This window comes from Bacillus chungangensis (assembly GCF_030812995.1).
GTDB classification, from domain to species: domain Bacteria; phylum Bacillota; class Bacilli; order Bacillales; family Bacillaceae_C; genus Bacillus_CF; species Bacillus_CF chungangensis.
Genome location: NZ_JAUSTT010000004.1, coordinates 190,556 through 205,860, shown reverse-complemented (window position 1 = coordinate 205,860; position 15,305 = coordinate 190,556). Strand labels below are relative to the sequence as shown.

The 15,305-nt window shown below is 38.2% G+C and carries 16 protein-coding genes; 12 read left to right on the top strand and 4 right to left on the bottom strand.

Features of this window, described 5'->3' with window-relative positions; genetic code table 11:
• Positions 1-390: 390 nt before the first annotated feature.
• The 7 genes from J2S08_RS05235 to J2S08_RS05205 all read left to right on the top strand — a co-directional run bounded on the left by J2S08_RS05235 (position 391) and on the right by J2S08_RS05205 (position 7,377).
• Positions 391-879 carry a YaiI/YqxD family protein gene (locus tag J2S08_RS05235; RefSeq protein WP_307227322.1) on the top strand — a complete coding sequence of 163 codons (489 nt, stop codon included), beginning with the start codon at positions 391-393 and terminating at the stop codon, positions 877-879.
• 53 nt (positions 880-932) lie between these two features.
• Positions 933-2,744, top strand: coding sequence for a DNA primase (gene dnaG / locus J2S08_RS05230; RefSeq protein ID WP_307227320.1), 1,812 nt, complete (start codon positions 933-935; stop codon positions 2,742-2,744).
• A gap of 215 nt (positions 2,745-2,959) precedes the next feature.
• Positions 2,960-4,084 carry an RNA polymerase sigma factor RpoD gene (gene rpoD / locus J2S08_RS05225; protein WP_307227318.1) on the top strand — a complete coding sequence of 375 codons (1,125 nt, stop codon included), beginning with the start codon at positions 2,960-2,962 and terminating at the stop codon, positions 4,082-4,084.
• 172 nt (positions 4,085-4,256) lie between these two features.
• Positions 4,257-4,799, top strand: coding sequence for a hypothetical protein (locus tag J2S08_RS05220; RefSeq protein WP_307227315.1), 543 nt, complete (start codon positions 4,257-4,259; stop codon positions 4,797-4,799).
• A gap of 289 nt (positions 4,800-5,088) precedes the next feature.
• Positions 5,089-5,457 (top strand): cytochrome c550, encoded by a 369-nt coding sequence (gene cccA, locus J2S08_RS05215; RefSeq protein ID WP_307227313.1) that lies wholly within the window; start codon positions 5,089-5,091, stop codon positions 5,455-5,457.
• A 100-nt stretch (positions 5,458-5,557) separates the two neighbouring features.
• Positions 5,558-6,262, top strand: a complete 705-nt coding sequence (locus J2S08_RS05210) for a tRNA (adenine(22)-N(1))-methyltransferase (RefSeq protein WP_307227311.1) — start codon at positions 5,558-5,560, stop codon at positions 6,260-6,262.
• On the top strand, positions 6,259-7,377 hold the full coding sequence (locus J2S08_RS05205; protein WP_307227310.1) for a Nif3-like dinuclear metal center hexameric protein: 1,119 nt from the start codon (positions 6,259-6,261) through the stop codon (positions 7,375-7,377). The genes J2S08_RS05210 and J2S08_RS05205 overlap by 4 nt, the downstream gene beginning before the upstream one ends.
• Positions 7,378-7,570: 193 nt before the next feature.
• Here the strand turns inward: J2S08_RS05205 and J2S08_RS05200 are convergent, their stop codons facing one another.
• Entirely contained in the window at positions 7,571-8,539 is a 969-nt protein-coding gene (locus J2S08_RS05200; protein ID WP_307227309.1) for a 4-hydroxy-3-methylbut-2-enyl diphosphate reductase, read from the bottom strand.
• Between the two features lie 167 nt (positions 8,540-8,706).
• On the bottom strand, positions 8,707-9,252 hold the full coding sequence (gene vrrA, locus J2S08_RS05195; RefSeq protein WP_307227308.1) for a VrrA/YqfQ family protein: 546 nt from the start codon (positions 9,250-9,252) through the stop codon (positions 8,707-8,709).
• A gap of 437 nt (positions 9,253-9,689) precedes the next feature.
• Here vrrA and J2S08_RS05190 point away from each other — a divergent pair, with 437 nt between their 5' ends.
• Together J2S08_RS05190 and J2S08_RS05185 are read left to right on the top strand one after the other, a co-directional pair.
• Complete coding sequence (locus tag J2S08_RS05190; protein WP_307227306.1) at positions 9,690-11,006, top strand: DEAD/DEAH box helicase; 1,317 nt, start codon at positions 9,690-9,692, stop codon at positions 11,004-11,006.
• Between the two features lie 101 nt (positions 11,007-11,107).
• Complete coding sequence (locus J2S08_RS05185; protein WP_307227304.1) at positions 11,108-12,004, top strand: deoxyribonuclease IV; 897 nt, start codon at positions 11,108-11,110, stop codon at positions 12,002-12,004.
• A gap of 66 nt (positions 12,005-12,070) precedes the next feature.
• Here the strand turns inward: J2S08_RS05185 and J2S08_RS05180 are convergent, their stop codons facing one another.
• Complete coding sequence (locus J2S08_RS05180) at positions 12,071-12,325, bottom strand: DUF2624 domain-containing protein (protein ID WP_307227302.1); 255 nt, start codon at positions 12,323-12,325, stop codon at positions 12,071-12,073.
• A 291-nt stretch (positions 12,326-12,616) separates the two neighbouring features.
• Between J2S08_RS05180 and J2S08_RS05175 the strand changes: the two genes are divergently transcribed.
• Genes J2S08_RS05175 through J2S08_RS05165 form a run of 3 tightly spaced genes read left to right on the top strand, consistent with a single transcriptional unit; the run spans position 12,617 to position 14,669 of the window.
• Positions 12,617-13,387: a metal ABC transporter ATP-binding protein gene (locus J2S08_RS05175; protein WP_307227300.1), complete on the top strand. Its 771-nt coding sequence runs from the start codon at positions 12,617-12,619 to the stop codon at positions 13,385-13,387.
• 5 nt (positions 13,388-13,392) lie between these two features.
• Positions 13,393-14,259, top strand: coding sequence for a metal ABC transporter permease (locus J2S08_RS05170; protein WP_307227298.1), 867 nt, complete (start codon positions 13,393-13,395; stop codon positions 14,257-14,259).
• Complete coding sequence (locus J2S08_RS05165) at positions 14,256-14,669, top strand: Fur family transcriptional regulator (protein WP_307227296.1); 414 nt, start codon at positions 14,256-14,258, stop codon at positions 14,667-14,669. The genes J2S08_RS05170 and J2S08_RS05165 overlap by 4 nt, the downstream gene beginning before the upstream one ends.
• Positions 14,670-14,712: 43 nt before the next feature.
• Here the strand turns inward: J2S08_RS05165 and J2S08_RS05160 are convergent, their stop codons facing one another.
• Positions 14,713-15,291 carry a 5' nucleotidase, NT5C type gene (locus J2S08_RS05160; RefSeq protein ID WP_307227294.1) on the bottom strand — a complete coding sequence of 193 codons (579 nt, stop codon included), beginning with the start codon at positions 15,289-15,291 and terminating at the stop codon, positions 14,713-14,715.
• Positions 15,292-15,305 lie beyond the last annotated feature (14 nt).

Below are 15,305 nucleotides of genomic sequence, written 5' to 3'. Positions count from 1 at the left end.
TCATAACAAGTAACACATGGGTAAGCCGTATGCCTTAGTAGGGCACGTACGGTTTGATGAGGGAGTAACCTCGAAAGAGGTTACTCTACTCTATGGTGCAGATTTTGGAAAGAATCTTCTTCTGCACTTCATCATAAAAGTAATAAAAAATAATAGTAAAATCTGCGATTGTATATTATAATAAAAAATTGTGATTAAAATGTATAGAAATCATGTTTATAGTAAAGCTTTTAAGAATAAACTAATAACTACTATCTGTCAAGTAAAGATTGAAAAGCTTTACAAAAGTGATGTTGTAAAGGGAATGCCAATTTCAAACACAATTGTACTGAAAGGTAAATTTACCCAAAAGATGTAAAGTATTCTTTCTATATCTACAAGAAGGATTCTGTGGAGGGATGTAGAATAGTTACTAATATTGACGAAAAAAAACCGACAATCTATATCGATGCAGATGCATGTCCAGTAAAAAAGGAGATTGTCGATACTGCGTCAAGCAAGCAATGGCAGGCGATTTTTGTTGCGTCCTATGCTCATCACATGCAGCAGCCAGATGAAGAAACTTGGGTTTATGTAGACCCAGATCGAGAGTCAGCAGACCTTTATATCCTCAATCATGTGAAAAGAAGTGATGTAGTAATCACACAAGATATTGGCTTAGCAAGTTTATTGCTGCCTAAAGGGGTATATGTGATTTCTCCTTGGGGAACAGCTTATGATGAGTCAACAATTGCAACATCGCTTGACATTCGCTACTTAGCCGCTAAAGCAAGGCGGCAAGGAATATTTGGCAAAGGGCCGGCTCCATTTAAAAAATCAGATAAAGAGCGGTTTAGAAAAAATCTTTTAAAGTTTTTGTCGAATATTGCAGGAAAATAAATATTTATATAGAAAACATACAAAAGAGAATAATGTAAAATGGGGATGTTTTCGTGGCACGAAGAATTCCTGATGAAAAAATTAAAGATATTCAACAGGCAACAAATATTGTCGACATTATAAGTGAATATGTGCAGCTGAAAAAGCAGGGAAGGAATTATTTTGGATTATGTCCATTCCACGGAGAGAATACGCCATCTTTTTCAGTATCAATGGATAAACAAATTTATCACTGTTTCGGTTGTGGAGCTGGAGGCGATGCCTTCTCATTTTTAATGGAGATAGAAGGGCTCTCTTTTCGTGAAGCTGCATTAAAGCTAGCCGAAAAGAACAATATTGCCATTGAAATGGGCGAAACGATACAGCATCAGCCATCTCCTGCTTCATTAGAGCAAACACAGATGATAGAAGCACATGAATTGCTTAGTAAATTTTACCATCATTTACTTATGCATACAAATGAAGGGCAACAAGCGTTAGAATATTTGTTAAATCGAGGGATGACGAAAGAAAGCATCCAAACCTTTCAAGTTGGCTATGCATTGCCAACTTGGGATTTTGCAGTGAAGTTTCTAAATAAGCGAGGTTTTTCTTCCCGTTTATTAGAAAAGGCTGGGCTCATTATAAAAAAAGACAACCATGAAGAATATTTTGATCGTTTTCGAAATCGAATTATGTTCCCTTTGAAAAATGAAAAAGGTGAAACGGTCGCATTCTCTGGCCGTGCTTTAGATGGGGAGCAGCCTAAATATTTAAATAGCCCTGAAACTGTTATTTTCAACAAAAGCAGTATGCTTTATCACTATCATCAGGCAAGAGGGGCAATCCGAAGAAAGAACAAAGTTATTTTATTTGAAGGATTTATGGATGTTATATCCGCTTATCGCGCCGATATTCATCATGCTGTTGCAACGATGGGGACAGCGTTAACGGAAAAACATATTCAATTGCTTCGCAGGCTTACAGATACTGTTATCATTTGTTTTGATGCAGATCAAGCAGGAATGGAAGCAGCTCATCGCGCTGCTGATTTATTAGCTCAAGACGGCTGTGAAGTACAAATTGCACTCATGCCATCTGAATTGGATCCCGATGACTATATCCAGCAATATGGAGAAGCAAAATTTCGCCAGGATATAATAGGGGACACGCTCACATTGATGGCTTTTAAAATGCGCTACTATCGTCATGACAAAAACATGCAAAATGAAGGGGAAAGACTGCAATATATAGAAAATATTTTGAGGGAAGTCGCTAAACTTCCGAAAGCAGTTGAGCGAGACTATTATCTTCGCCAATTAGCTGAAGAATTTTCGCTCTCTTTGGAAGCAATGAAGCAGCAGCAGCGACAGATTTACTTTGCTGACAAAAGAAAAAATAATTTACAGCATACTCCAATTCATTTAAATGCAATACCTGCAGAGACAAGCAAAAAACTGCCTCCAGCCTATCAAACCGCGGAGCGCCGCTTGCTTGCTCATATGCTCAGAGATGAGGATGTAGCGTATAAAATAAAGGACTTGCTCAATGGCGAACAACTTCATTCAGATGAACATCAGGCTATTCTTACCTACTTATATGGGTATTATGAAGCTGGTAATACAGCAAATACCCGCTTATTTTTACATTATTTGCCTGATGACAGTCTTAGAAGAATCGTGATTGAAATTGAAATGATGCCATTAAACGAGGAGGAAATGGATCAGGAAATTGAAGATTATGTAAAACAGGTGTTGAAACATCAAAAGATGTTAAAAATAAAGAACATGGAAGCTGAACAGAAAGAAGCGGAAAGGCAAAAAGATTATGAAAAAGCAGCAATGATACTGAAAGAAATCGTTGCGATTAGGAAGTCTCTTGCATAGCGGAGAACACCTTCTTATTAAAAATTTCACCTAAAAACAAACGAATGAGAAGGAAGCTGTGAAATATTAAATAACAGTTTTTCATAAATATGTACTAACTCACCCAGGACAAAAAGACATGCATGCGCATCATTGTTCCGATCTAGCGACAGAGCTTTATTATTACAAATCGGAACATGGTATGATTGCTTGAATAGTTGGAAGGAGGGGGACAAATGGCTGAAAAGTCAGCTCGTTCAAAAGAAGCAGAAACAGAACAAACATTAGAGCAAGCAAAAGAACAATTGATTGAACAGGGTAAAAAACGTGGTGTTTTAACATATGAAAGAATAGGTGCAAAATTAGCTCATTTCGACTTGGATTCAGACCAAATGGATGAGTTTTATGAATATTTAAGTGATCAGGGTGTTGAGGTCCTAGAAGAAACCGAGGATGAGGATCCTGATACATCAGAACTAGAAAAAGAAGAGGAAGCATTCGATTTAAATGATTTAAGTGTACCCCCTGGAGTGAAAATCAATGATCCTGTTCGTATGTATTTAAAAGAAATTGGCCGGGTGGATTTGCTTTCCGCACAAGAGGAAATAGAACTCGCAAAACGCATTGAAGAGGGCGATGAAGAAGCAAAGCGCCGTCTAGCTGAGGCAAACCTGCGCTTAGTTGTGAGTATTGCAAAGCGATATGTTGGCCGCGGAATGTTATTTCTTGACTTAATACAAGAAGGCAACATGGGTCTTATGAAAGCAGTGGAAAAGTTTGATTTCGAAAAGGGATTCAAATTTAGCACGTACGCAACGTGGTGGATTCGCCAAGCGATCACCCGTGCGATTGCAGACCAAGCAAGAACGATTCGTATTCCTGTCCATATGGTTGAAACAATCAATAAACTAATACGGGTTCAACGTCAATTACTACAGGATTTAGGACGTGAACCATTACCTGAAGAAATTGCTGAAGAAATGGATTTAACTCCTGAGAAAGTACGAGAAATATTGAAAATTGCCCAAGAGCCAGTGTCTTTAGAAACACCAATTGGCGAAGAAGACGATTCTCATCTAGGTGACTTCATTGAGGATCAGGAAGCGACATCCCCGTCTGAACATGCAGCGTATGAACTTCTAAAAGAACAGCTGGAAGATGTGTTAGACACGCTGACAGATCGGGAAGAAAATGTCTTGCGGCTTCGCTTTGGCCTGGATGATGGACGCACTCGAACACTCGAAGAAGTTGGCAAGGTATTCGGTGTTACTCGTGAAAGAATTAGACAAATTGAAGCCAAAGCACTTCGGAAATTGCGTCATCCAAGCCGCAGTAAACGTCTTAAAGATTTCTTAGAATAAATATGCCTCCATTCATCACCTGTCATCTGATAGTTTACTTCTATTAATGGAGGTAAACTATTTTTTTGTTACTGTCAAAGCATAGCCGCTTTTTTAGTGATTGCAAAGCGGCATCTTTTGTAAAAGTAGTAAAATAAGACAGCTTGCTGCAAGGATAGGATGTGTTTGAAAAATGAATAAACTTCGAAAAGAAACATTGATTAATGAAATTTTATTTTGGAAAGAACACAATATGCTTCCGGGTAATTACTGCGATTTTTTACTGGCGCATTACCAAGATGAGGAAACCATACTTGATGAAAACATGAACAAGTCCCAGCATGTAAAATGGCATTGGAAGCAAATCTTTCCCTATTTTTTTGCTGTCCTTATGTTTCCGCTCTCTTTTGTTATCATCTATTTTACTGAATTTTCTTTCGTTTTGCAAACATTGATTTTAACATTATTTATCATTATTTCATTTTTATTGGGAAGATACTATACGAAAAAGGAAGTTTGGCATCCGATTTTTTATATAATGGGAACAATGATTGTTTTGCTTTTATCCATCCATATAAATGCCGTTTTATTTCAAAATGAGCCAATAAGGCTTTATACGACACTTTTTTTAAATTGTGGTTTATGGTTATTACTTGGAAGAGTTTTTTCACTCATCTTTTTTTCAATTTCAGGCGTACTCGGCATTCTCATATTAATTGGTGCACTCATTTTTTAATGAATGAACAGAAATAAAAAATAAGAAGATGCGTTACCTTCTATTATAATGATAAATGTAAGCGTATACAAGTTTTAGGGGGATTAAGATAAAACAAATTGCTGTAGGATGAATAAAAAAGTGAAACAATATAAAGCAACAGTTTTATACTATTTTCCCTATGTTTTTGTCTAAATTCCGAAATTCTAATGAAACATCGCCGTAAGGGCTTTCCCTTCCTCTCTTTTTCAAGTAAAATAAGATGTGTTTGTATTGTGAAGAATTGTTTTACATAAGGGAGGGTTAAAAGATGAATCGCAATCCTGTCATTCCTTACATTCTTATTATGATCTTTGGCCTTGCACTCATTTTCTTTTTGGCTGTCAAAGGTCTAGGGGACAGTAAAGAACTTGCAAAAGAAAGAGATCCTGAAGCACAACAAGAGGAAGCTGGAGCGACCGCTGGGGAGTTCGATCCAGAAGGCTTTGCTAAAACATCATGTATTGGCTGCCATGGGGCAGATTTTGGAGGGGGAATGGGACCTCCATTAAAAGGGATGGATCTATCAGCAGATGAAGTTGAAAAAATCCTTGTAGAAGGAAAGAACACAATGCCGGCTGGGCTGGTGCCATCAGAAAACATGGATCAAATGGTAGAATGGCTGCTAAGTTTAGAATAAAGCGAAAGTAAAAAGTCTTTGCATTTATGCAAGGGCTTTTTTTCGCGGCAAAAAATCAGTACAATGAATAAGAGAAAAAGATGGGAAAAGAGTGGACAAAATGAATAGTGAGCATTTATCGAAGCGTTTGGCTTGTGTGGCCTCGTTTGTTCCGAAAGGATCTGTGCTGGCGGATATTGGCTCTGATCATGCCTACCTTCCATGCTTTTTAGTTAAAGCAGGCATGATACAAGCAGCCATTGCCGGCGAAGTTGCAAAAGGACCATATACATCTGCATACAATGAAGTAAGAAGATTACAGCTGGAGAAGCACATCTCGGTTCGCATGGGAGACGGTTTAGCTGTTCTCGAGAAGGACGAAGGGGTTAGCTGTATTACTATTGCTGGCATGGGCGGAGCCTTGATTACTTCCATTTTAGAGAAAGGCGAACAAAAATTAGCAAATGTAACCAGGCTTGTCTTACAGCCAAATGTTGGAGCTCAGCATGTACGAAAGTGGTTAATAGATCACGATTGGCTAATCATTGGTGAAGCAATATTAGAAGAAGATAACTGTATTTATGAAATAATTGGTGCTGAAAAGGATGGAAAAAGCGAAGCTGAATTAAATGAAGCCGAACTTTTAATGGGACCTTTTTTATTAAAGGACAAACATCCTGTTTTTATTAACAAATGGACAGAAGAATGCCGCCATTGGCAGCAAATATTAGCTCGCCTTCAAGAAGCTAAAGCAACACCGGAAATTGAAATGAAAAAACAAACTTTATTGAAAAAGATTCAATTAGTAGAGGAGGCTTTATTATGAAAGCGATCAATGGATTCGAGCTTATTCAATTGTTTGAATCGTTTTCGCCAAAGCAATATGCTTTAGAGGGAGATCCGATCGGATTGCATGTTGGTACGTTAAACAAACCAATTCAGCGTGTTATGATTGCTTTAGATGTGTTGGAAGAAGTCGTAGATGAGGCAATCAAAAAAAGTGTTGATCTTATTATTGCCCACCATCCTCCAATTTTTAGACCATTAAAAAAAATTACAACTGATCAGCCAGCGGGAAGAATGATAGAGAAATTAATCAAACATGATATTGCCGTATATGCTGCCCATACGAATTTAGATGTTGCTGTTGGTGGAGTAAATGATTTGCTCGCAGAAGCTTTACAGTTAAAGCAGACAGAAGTTCTGGTTCCGACGTATGAGGAGAAACTTAAAAAACTGGCTGTGTTTATACCTGAAGAGCAAGCAAATGATCTTCGCAAGGCGCTTGGAGACGCGGGAGCAGGGGCAATTGGAAATTATGGACATTGTTCCTTCTCTAGCACCGGAATCGGCCGTTTTCTTCCCGGAGATGAAACAAACCCGTATATTGGGAAAAAAGGAATGCTTGAATCGGTACAGGAAGTAAAAGTGGAAACTGTCTACCCAGAGCATCTAGAAAAGCGAGTGTTGTCGGCGATGTTTAAAGCACATCCATATGAAGAAGTTGCGTTCGATGTATATCCACTTGAAAACAAAGGTGAGATGCTGGGACTGGGTAGAATAGGTATATTAGAGGAGCCAATGACGTTAAAGGGGTTTGTCGACCATGTTAAGAAAACCCTTGATGTAGAAGGCGTCCGTGTTGTTGGAAATTTGAATGAGATGGTGAAGAAAGTAGCCGTATTAGGTGGAGACGGAAATAAATATTACTCACAAGCGAAATGGAAGGGGGCTGATGTTTATGTTACAGGTGATTTTTACTATCATACAGCCCATGACGCAATGAATATTGGTTTGAAAGTCGTCGATCCTGGCCATCATATTGAAAAAATAATGAAAAAAGGGGTAGCAGACTTACTGGAGAAAAAATGTGCGGAAAAAGGCTATCATGTGGCAATTACTGCATCTGAAATTAAAACGGATCCTTTTGTGTTTATGTAAAATTTGAAAAAGGGCGGCTCAAAAGATCACAAAAAGTGTTCTTTTGGGCCGCCCTTACTGTATCAACAAGATAGTTTTTCTAGGCTTGAGCCTTTAAGAAAAAAGAAAGCTTCTTTTTTCATTACTCAAGCGCTGCGAGTATGGTGTTCGTAGCATGACTTGATGCGAGAACACTCCACTCTGAACGTTTTACTTATCTGTTTACAGGCATTTTCTGCATCTTTTTATTTCTGACTTTTGGTAAGATTTTATTTAAAGGCACTTGCTTTTCTCGCGCCCAAGTACTTGAATCATCTGGGTCAAATTGTTCTAGAAAAGTGATTACTTCTTTCACAATTGGTGTCGGGGTAGACGCGCCTGCTGTAATCGCCACTTTTTTAGCCTCTTTAATCCAGTCGATTTCGATTTCAGAGACGTCTGCAATACGATATGCTTTTGTGTTTGCAATTTCTTCGGAAACTTGTGCAAGTCGATTAGAGTTATTGCTTTTTGGATCACCGACAACGATTAATACATCTGCTTCTCCTGCTTGCTCGGCAACTGCTTCTTGGCGAACCTGTGTTGCTAAGCATATTTCTTTATGTTTTTCAGCATGGGGATATTTTTCCTTTACTTTCTCCATAATTGCAGCAACATCCCATTGGCTCATAGTCGTTTGATTTGTAACGATGATTTTATCATTTTTAACGTTGAGATCAAACACATCCTCAACGGTTTCGACAAGATGTACGATATCCGGAGCTACTCCAACTGCTCCTTCAGGTTCAGGATGACCTTTTTTTCCGATATAAATTACTTCGTAGCCTTCCGCTTTCTTTTCGCGGATTAAATCATGTGTCTTTGTTACATCAGGGCATGTTGCATCAATTGTAACCAATCCCTTTTGTTTCGCTAGCTCGCGAACTTCGGGAGAGACGCCGTGAGCTGTAAAGATAACCGTTCCTTCGTTTACCTTTTCGAGTATTTCTTTGCGATTATTTCCATCTAAGGTGATAATGCCATCTTCAGCAAAAGCATCTGTTACATGCTTGTTATGAACGATCATTCCAAGTATATAAATAGGGCGGGGCAGCGTTTTATCCATTGCTGCATTGCGAGCAATCACCATCGCATCAACAACACCGTAACAATAACCGCGCGGGGCGATTTTGATAATCTCCACGAAAAATACCTCCTGACTGTAGGCGATAATACCTTCAATCTCATTGTGTACCAATATTATTATATAAGACATTTGAAGATAATACAAAAAGGAGCCTTTTTGGAGGTGGCGGTGTGTTTATTCGCCCAATTTACTTGACAAGAATCCGGCTGCTTATGTGAAATCAGTTAAATATAAAGTTTTGGCTTTGATGCCCCTTTTTCCGTTTTCGTTTTTTGTTCAGAAAGTTTCTCATGCTTTTTTTGATTGTCGTTTGTTTCTGTTTCAATTTTATCTTTTGACTCTTCGGTTTTCTCTGTTGATTCTGTTGTGTCTTTTTTGTCATCAGCACTATTTTTTAATCCCCGATATAATTTCCACATAGATGGAATGTTTTTTACAATTGGTCCATATTGTTGAACCATTGGCCCAATCTGTTGAGCTGTTTTTAGGACTTGCTGTGTATTAGTGAGGAAGGATTGAATCTTTCCTGGATTTGTCAACCCTTTTAACAGAGAACCACCTTCTGAAGCCCGCTGAAAGCCGGCAGCAATATTTGATGCTTGATTTGGAGCTTGGCGTTGAAATAATCTTGCCAACATGTTGCCAGCCCCCCCACCACCTCCTTGACCTCTAGGCAAAGAAAATGGATTTCCGCCCATTGGCTGCCTTGGCATTTGAAAAGGTGAGCGAGGCATGGATCTAGGTGAAGGACTGAATGGATTAGGTGGCATAATTTCTTTCCTCCTTTCTTTCTTCATCCGCCTGTCTGTATTACAATATGCATAGGAAGGAAAAACGTCTAGTTAAATGCGGAATTTTTCGGTTTGGAGAACTGATAAAAATTTGCTAAACAAATGAACAGATTGTTAGCTGGATGTTTTCAAGATTGTTCTATATAATAACAAAACGAGAAGTATTTGATGTGTGCGTGTTAATAGGGGGAAAGAACCCCTCTTCTCTTAAATCTAGCTGACAGTAAGACCTTCACCTCATGAGTTAAGTAATTTAGAAGCGAAGAAGGTTCTATTCTTTCTGATCTACTGGATGTAGGTTACAAAGGGGTTGCAAGCTTCGACAACGATACATCCTTTGTGCTACTTTTTATCAATGAGGAAATAAGAATTGATTTTGTGGGATAAATCAATGAACAAAGAAAGGAGTGAGGAAGATGGCTGAAAAACATCCTTTTTCCCAATTTGGATTTAAGCCTTTTATTTATAAAGCAATTACGCAATTAGGTTTTCACGAGCCGACAGAAATACAGAAAAAAATGATTCCTCTTATTCTCAAAGGAGAAAGTGCGATCGGACAATCACAGACTGGGACAGGCAAGACTCATGCTTATTTGTTGCCTATTCTAGAAAAATTAGAGCCTGAACGCGCAGAGGTGCAAGCAGTTATTACAGCACCGACGAGAGAATTAGCAGATCAAATTTATCGTGAAGCCCTGAAAATGACTAAGTTAGGAATTGAAACGGAGCAAATAGATGTTCGCTGCTTTATTGGCGGTACGGATAAAAAACGAACGATAGAAAAATTAAAAAAACAGCCGCACATTGTAATCGGTACTCCTGGGCGCATTCACGATCTTATCCTAGAACAGGCGCTATACGTCCATAAAACGTCCAGTTTTGTTATCGATGAGGCTGATTTAATGCTGGAAATGGGCTTTCTATATGATGTCGATCAAATCGCAGGGAGAATGCCGAAAGACTTGCAAATGCTTGTTTTTTCAGCGACAATACCCGAAAAACTAAAACCTTTTCTTAAAAAATATATGGAAAATCCAAAATATACCCATGTTCAGCCGCAACAGCTTGCAGCGGAAAACATCGAACATGTTTTAGTTCCGCTTAAAAGTAGAGAGAAAATAGATCTTCTTTCCGATATGCTGCGTGCCTATAATCCCTATTTGGCAATTGTTTTTACAAACACAAAAATGAATGCTGATGCAGTTGCTGACTTATTATTGGAAAAAGGCTTCAAAGTTGGGCGCATCCATGGCGATCTTCAGCCTCGTGATCGAAAAAGAATGATGAAGCAAATTGCTAATCTTGATTATCAGTTTATTGTTGCTACCGATTTAGCGGCAAGAGGAATTGATATTGAAGGTGTAAGCCATGTGATTAACTATGAGCTTCCGAGTGATCTTGATTTCTATATTCATCGCGCTGGCCGCACCGCACGAGCGGGGAGTTCAGGGATTGCAGCAACGATATATGAGCATAGTGATGAGGACAAGCTGAACCAGCTGGAGAAGGCAGGGATTACATTCCTGCATATGGATCTTAAAAACGGTGAGTGGATTAAACAAGATGATCGGAATAGACGAAAAAAACGAGTAAAGCAAGTTGATGATTTAGAGCGAAAAGCCCGGTCGCTTATACAAAAGCCAAAAAAAGTAAAGCCAGGCTATAAAAAGAAAATAAATCAACAAGTAGAAAGTTTTAAAAAACGAGAGCGCAGGCTTCAGAAACGTAAATAAAGTATGTAACAAGCCTGTGGTGACTTCAACTAATCAAGGAGCTGAATTCTTATTAGTTGACCTCTGAAAAATGAAATCGACGGGGGAGGAAATGTTAGACCATGTTAAAAATCGGTTCTCATGTTTCTATGAGTGGGAAAAAAATGCTGTTAGGGGCTAGTGAAGAAGCTGCTTCTTATGGTGCAAATACGTTTATGATTTATACAGGAGCTCCACAAAACACACGCAGAAAAAAGATTGAAGACTTAAATATCGAAGCAGGACAGGCACATATGAAAGAAAATGGGATTGAGGATATTGTTGTCCATGCTCCTTATATCATTAATATCGCCAACTCAGTCAATCCCAGTACATTTGAATTAGGTGTCAATTTTCTTCGCTCAGAAATAGAGAGAACAGAGGCGTTGGGAGCAGATAAAATTGTCCTTCACCCTGGTGCTCATGTTGGAGAAGGAGCCGAAAAAGGCATCCGAAAAATAATTGAAGGTCTGAATGAAGTGCTTACTTCTAATCAGAAAGTGAAAATTGCTCTAGAAACAATGGCTGGCAAAGGTTCTGAGTGTGGCAGAACATTTGAAGAGCTTGCTTTGATTATCGATGGCGTGCATCACAATGATAAGTTATCTGTTTGCTTCGATACATGTCATACACATGATGCTGGCTATGATATTATCAATGATTTTGATGGTGTTTTGGAGGAATTTGATAAAATAATTGGGTTAGAAAGAATAAACGTGCTTCATATTAACGATAGTAAAAATGCATGCGGCGCTGGAAAAGACCGTCATGAAAATATCGGTTTTGGGCATATTGGTTTTAATGCATTAAAAGATATTGTACATCATCCACAGTTGCAAGATATTCCTAAAATCTTGGAAACGCCATACGTTGGAGAAGATAAAAAAAATAAAAAGCCGCCTTATAAATTTGAAATTGAAATGCTTAAAAAGAAAGAGTTTGATAAGACATTACTTGAGAAGATTGTCAACCAAGCGTAAAAGGAACAGAATGAGGGAGGGAGCAAACTGCCTCCCAATCTGCTCTTCTTTAGTTTCCCTCCCCAATTAAGTGCTAAATTGAACGATAATACGGTTGATTTCTTTCGCTATGTGCGGACCTGCTATTTTTGCCACATCTTTTATTAAAGCCGCACGCTCTTGATGATCAAAAATATTAATATTTTTACCGCGGATATGAGCGGCGATTTTTTCAGCATCCTCTTGTTTTAAAGCAACATTAAATTGTTTTGCATACTTTAATAGTTCATCTGCAGTAATCATATTCATTTTGTAATTGACCATATTTTGTACCAACTTCATGCATATCCCTCCTCGTTGGAAAGATATGATGCGGACAAGAATAATGTGACAGTAAATGCAATGAAATTTTGCCAATCTGGTTAGTCGGTTTTTTTCGTCTTGACGTAAAATGTCTTCTTCCTGATTCAAGAAATGGGGAATGTTTCACTCTGAATCGACGTGTTCTCTTATAACAGGATAAATCCAGTACACTATTTGGCGAAGCATACTTATTTACTTTTTTGCCAATGTCATGTATACTACAAAATGTTCTAAATCGTAATCATTCTTATCAAAAGGTGGAGCTTTCACATGAACGAACAACCAGCTATTGCTGTTAACCAAGTATACTTTCGTTATGAACGCGAAAATGTGTTGGAGGATATTAACCTTGTTGTTCCGAAAGGAGTATTTCTTGGCCTAGTCGGACCGAATGGATCTGGAAAATCAACTTTATTGAAAATAATACTTGGGCTGTTAAAACCACAGCAAGGAACCGTTTCTTTGTTCGGTTGTCCTCAGGAGAAATTTAAAGATTGGGATCGGATTGGTTTTGTTTCTCAAAAGGCAAATTCTTTTAATACTGGATTTCCAGCAACAGTATATGAAGTCGTTGCCAGTGGCCTAACAAAAAAAGTTGGGCTGTTTCGGTTTATTGGAAAAAAATATAAATCAATCATTATAGAAGCTGTTCGATCCGTTGGCATGGAAGCATTTCTTTACCGGAATATAGGTGAACTATCAGGAGGACAACAGCAGCGAGTGTTTATTGCACGCGCTATAGTCAGTGAACCAGATGTATTGATTCTCGATGAACCGACTGTTGGAGTTGATGCGAAACATGTGCAAGCATTTTATGATATGCTCGAACAATTGAACAAAAATTTAAATTTGACATTAATTCTTGTCACCCATGATATTGGAACAATTACGAATAAAGTTACTCACGTCGCTTGTTTAAATAAGCATTTGCATTTTCATGGGAAGACGGAGGATTTTGAAGAAATGACGCAAGGAGATTTAGCTTCCTTTTACAATCATGATATCCATTTGTTAAAGCATCATCATGAGGAAAGAGGGTGAAAATGATGATCACAGCAATTTTCCAATATGAGTTTTTACGAAATACATTTTTAACTGGTATGCTGATCGGTTTGATCGCACCTTTTTTAGGGGCTTTTATTGTTGTACGCCGCTTATCATTAATTGCTGATGCGTTAAGTCATGTTACTTTGTCTGGAATTGCTGCGAGCCTCTTGTTAAGTAAAAAAGTTGCACTATTTGCAGGTTTAAACCCTGTCTATATTGGAACAGCTTTTTCCGTAGTGGGAGCGGTATTTATTGAACGGCTTCGGATGATCTACAAGCATTATCAAGAACTGGCCATTCCTATCATCCTTTCCGCAGGAATTGGGATAGGAGTGATCTTTATCTCGCTGGCAGATGGTTTTAATACAGATTTATTGAATTATTTATTTGGAAGCGTTAGTGCAGTAAGCCGTACTGATTTATATGTTATTATTTCCATTAGTGTACTTGTGGTTGCGACCGTAGTATTATTGTATAAAGAGCTTTTTTTATTGTCCTTTGATGAGGAACATGCAAAAGCTTCGGGAATCGCTGCCCGAACCATTCATTTTCTCTTTATTATTTTGGTCGCTTTAGTCATTGCAGCATCTATGAGAATTGTTGGTATTTTGTTAGTTTCTTCTTTGATGACGCTGCCTGTAGCAGCAAGTATGAGAATTGCAAGAGGATTTAAACAAACATTATGCTTGTCTGTGCTTTTTGGGGAAGTGTCTGTGCTTGGCGGCTTAATAAGCGCCTTTTATTTAGATCTTGCACCAGGCGGCACGATTGTGATGATAGCTATTTTCATTTTATTGCTTGCTATTGCCTATAAACGTATACGCAGCGGCATTTCTGTAAAAATAAAACGAGGTGTGGAGATATGAATGTTTCCGAAGCAATTGAAACACTGAAATTAAATGGCTACAAACAAACGAGTAAACGTGAGCAAATGCTTGAACTTTTTTCTGATCACAATCGTTATTTAACAGCGAAAGAAATTTTAGAAGAAATGAGAAAAGATTATCCTGGTTTAAGCTTTGACACCATCTATCGGAACCTGTCTTTATTTTCAGAGCTTGGAATTTTGGAGGAAACAGAGCTTAGCGGTGAAATGCATTTTCGATTTACTTGTGGAACGAACACACATCATCACCATTTTATTTGTTTGAAGTGTGGTTGTACAAAAGCGATTCATACGTGCCCAATGCCTTTACTAGAAGAAGATTTAAATGGATATGATGTTTCGGGACATAAATTTGAAATTTATGGGACTTGCCCTGCTTGCGTACATTAAAAGCCGTATGAAAAATATGTTCATACGGCTTTCTGATAAATATCTATGATATAGACTGGGCTTCAAGCAGCCGAGTAACCCACTGATTCGCTTGCTGCCAATTTTGCACGCGGATAACACCGTTTGGAATTGGATCGCGATTGTAAGGTGTATCAAAGAGAATAACAGGGATGTCTAGTGCTTCATGGATCGCTACTGCATTATCATGTTTATCCTCTAAAAATAAATCTACTTCATGTTTTTTGGCAGTTGAAATCTTATCGTGCGTCCCAATTAACTCTATATGGTGGTATGCAATATTATGGTGCTTAAACCAATTTTTTGTGACTTCTAGCAATTGGCTGCTTCTTGCACTAATATAATACAGCTGAAAAAGATCCTTCCAACTATCTAAAATTTGCTTCGCCCCTTCAGCCAGAGGAGATTCTTTATATATGGTAGGCTCCGCCTGCAGGAACCAATCCTGAAATGTTTCAGGAGATACTTTGACTGCTTTTGTTAAATCGTATTCAACGATATCATTGAGTGAAAGCTGTAATTTAAATGCTTCATTGATGAATGGCAGCAGAGAGGTGGGGCAAGTAACCGTACCATCTATATCAATTCCTACTCTTTTTAACATGTATATCTACTCCT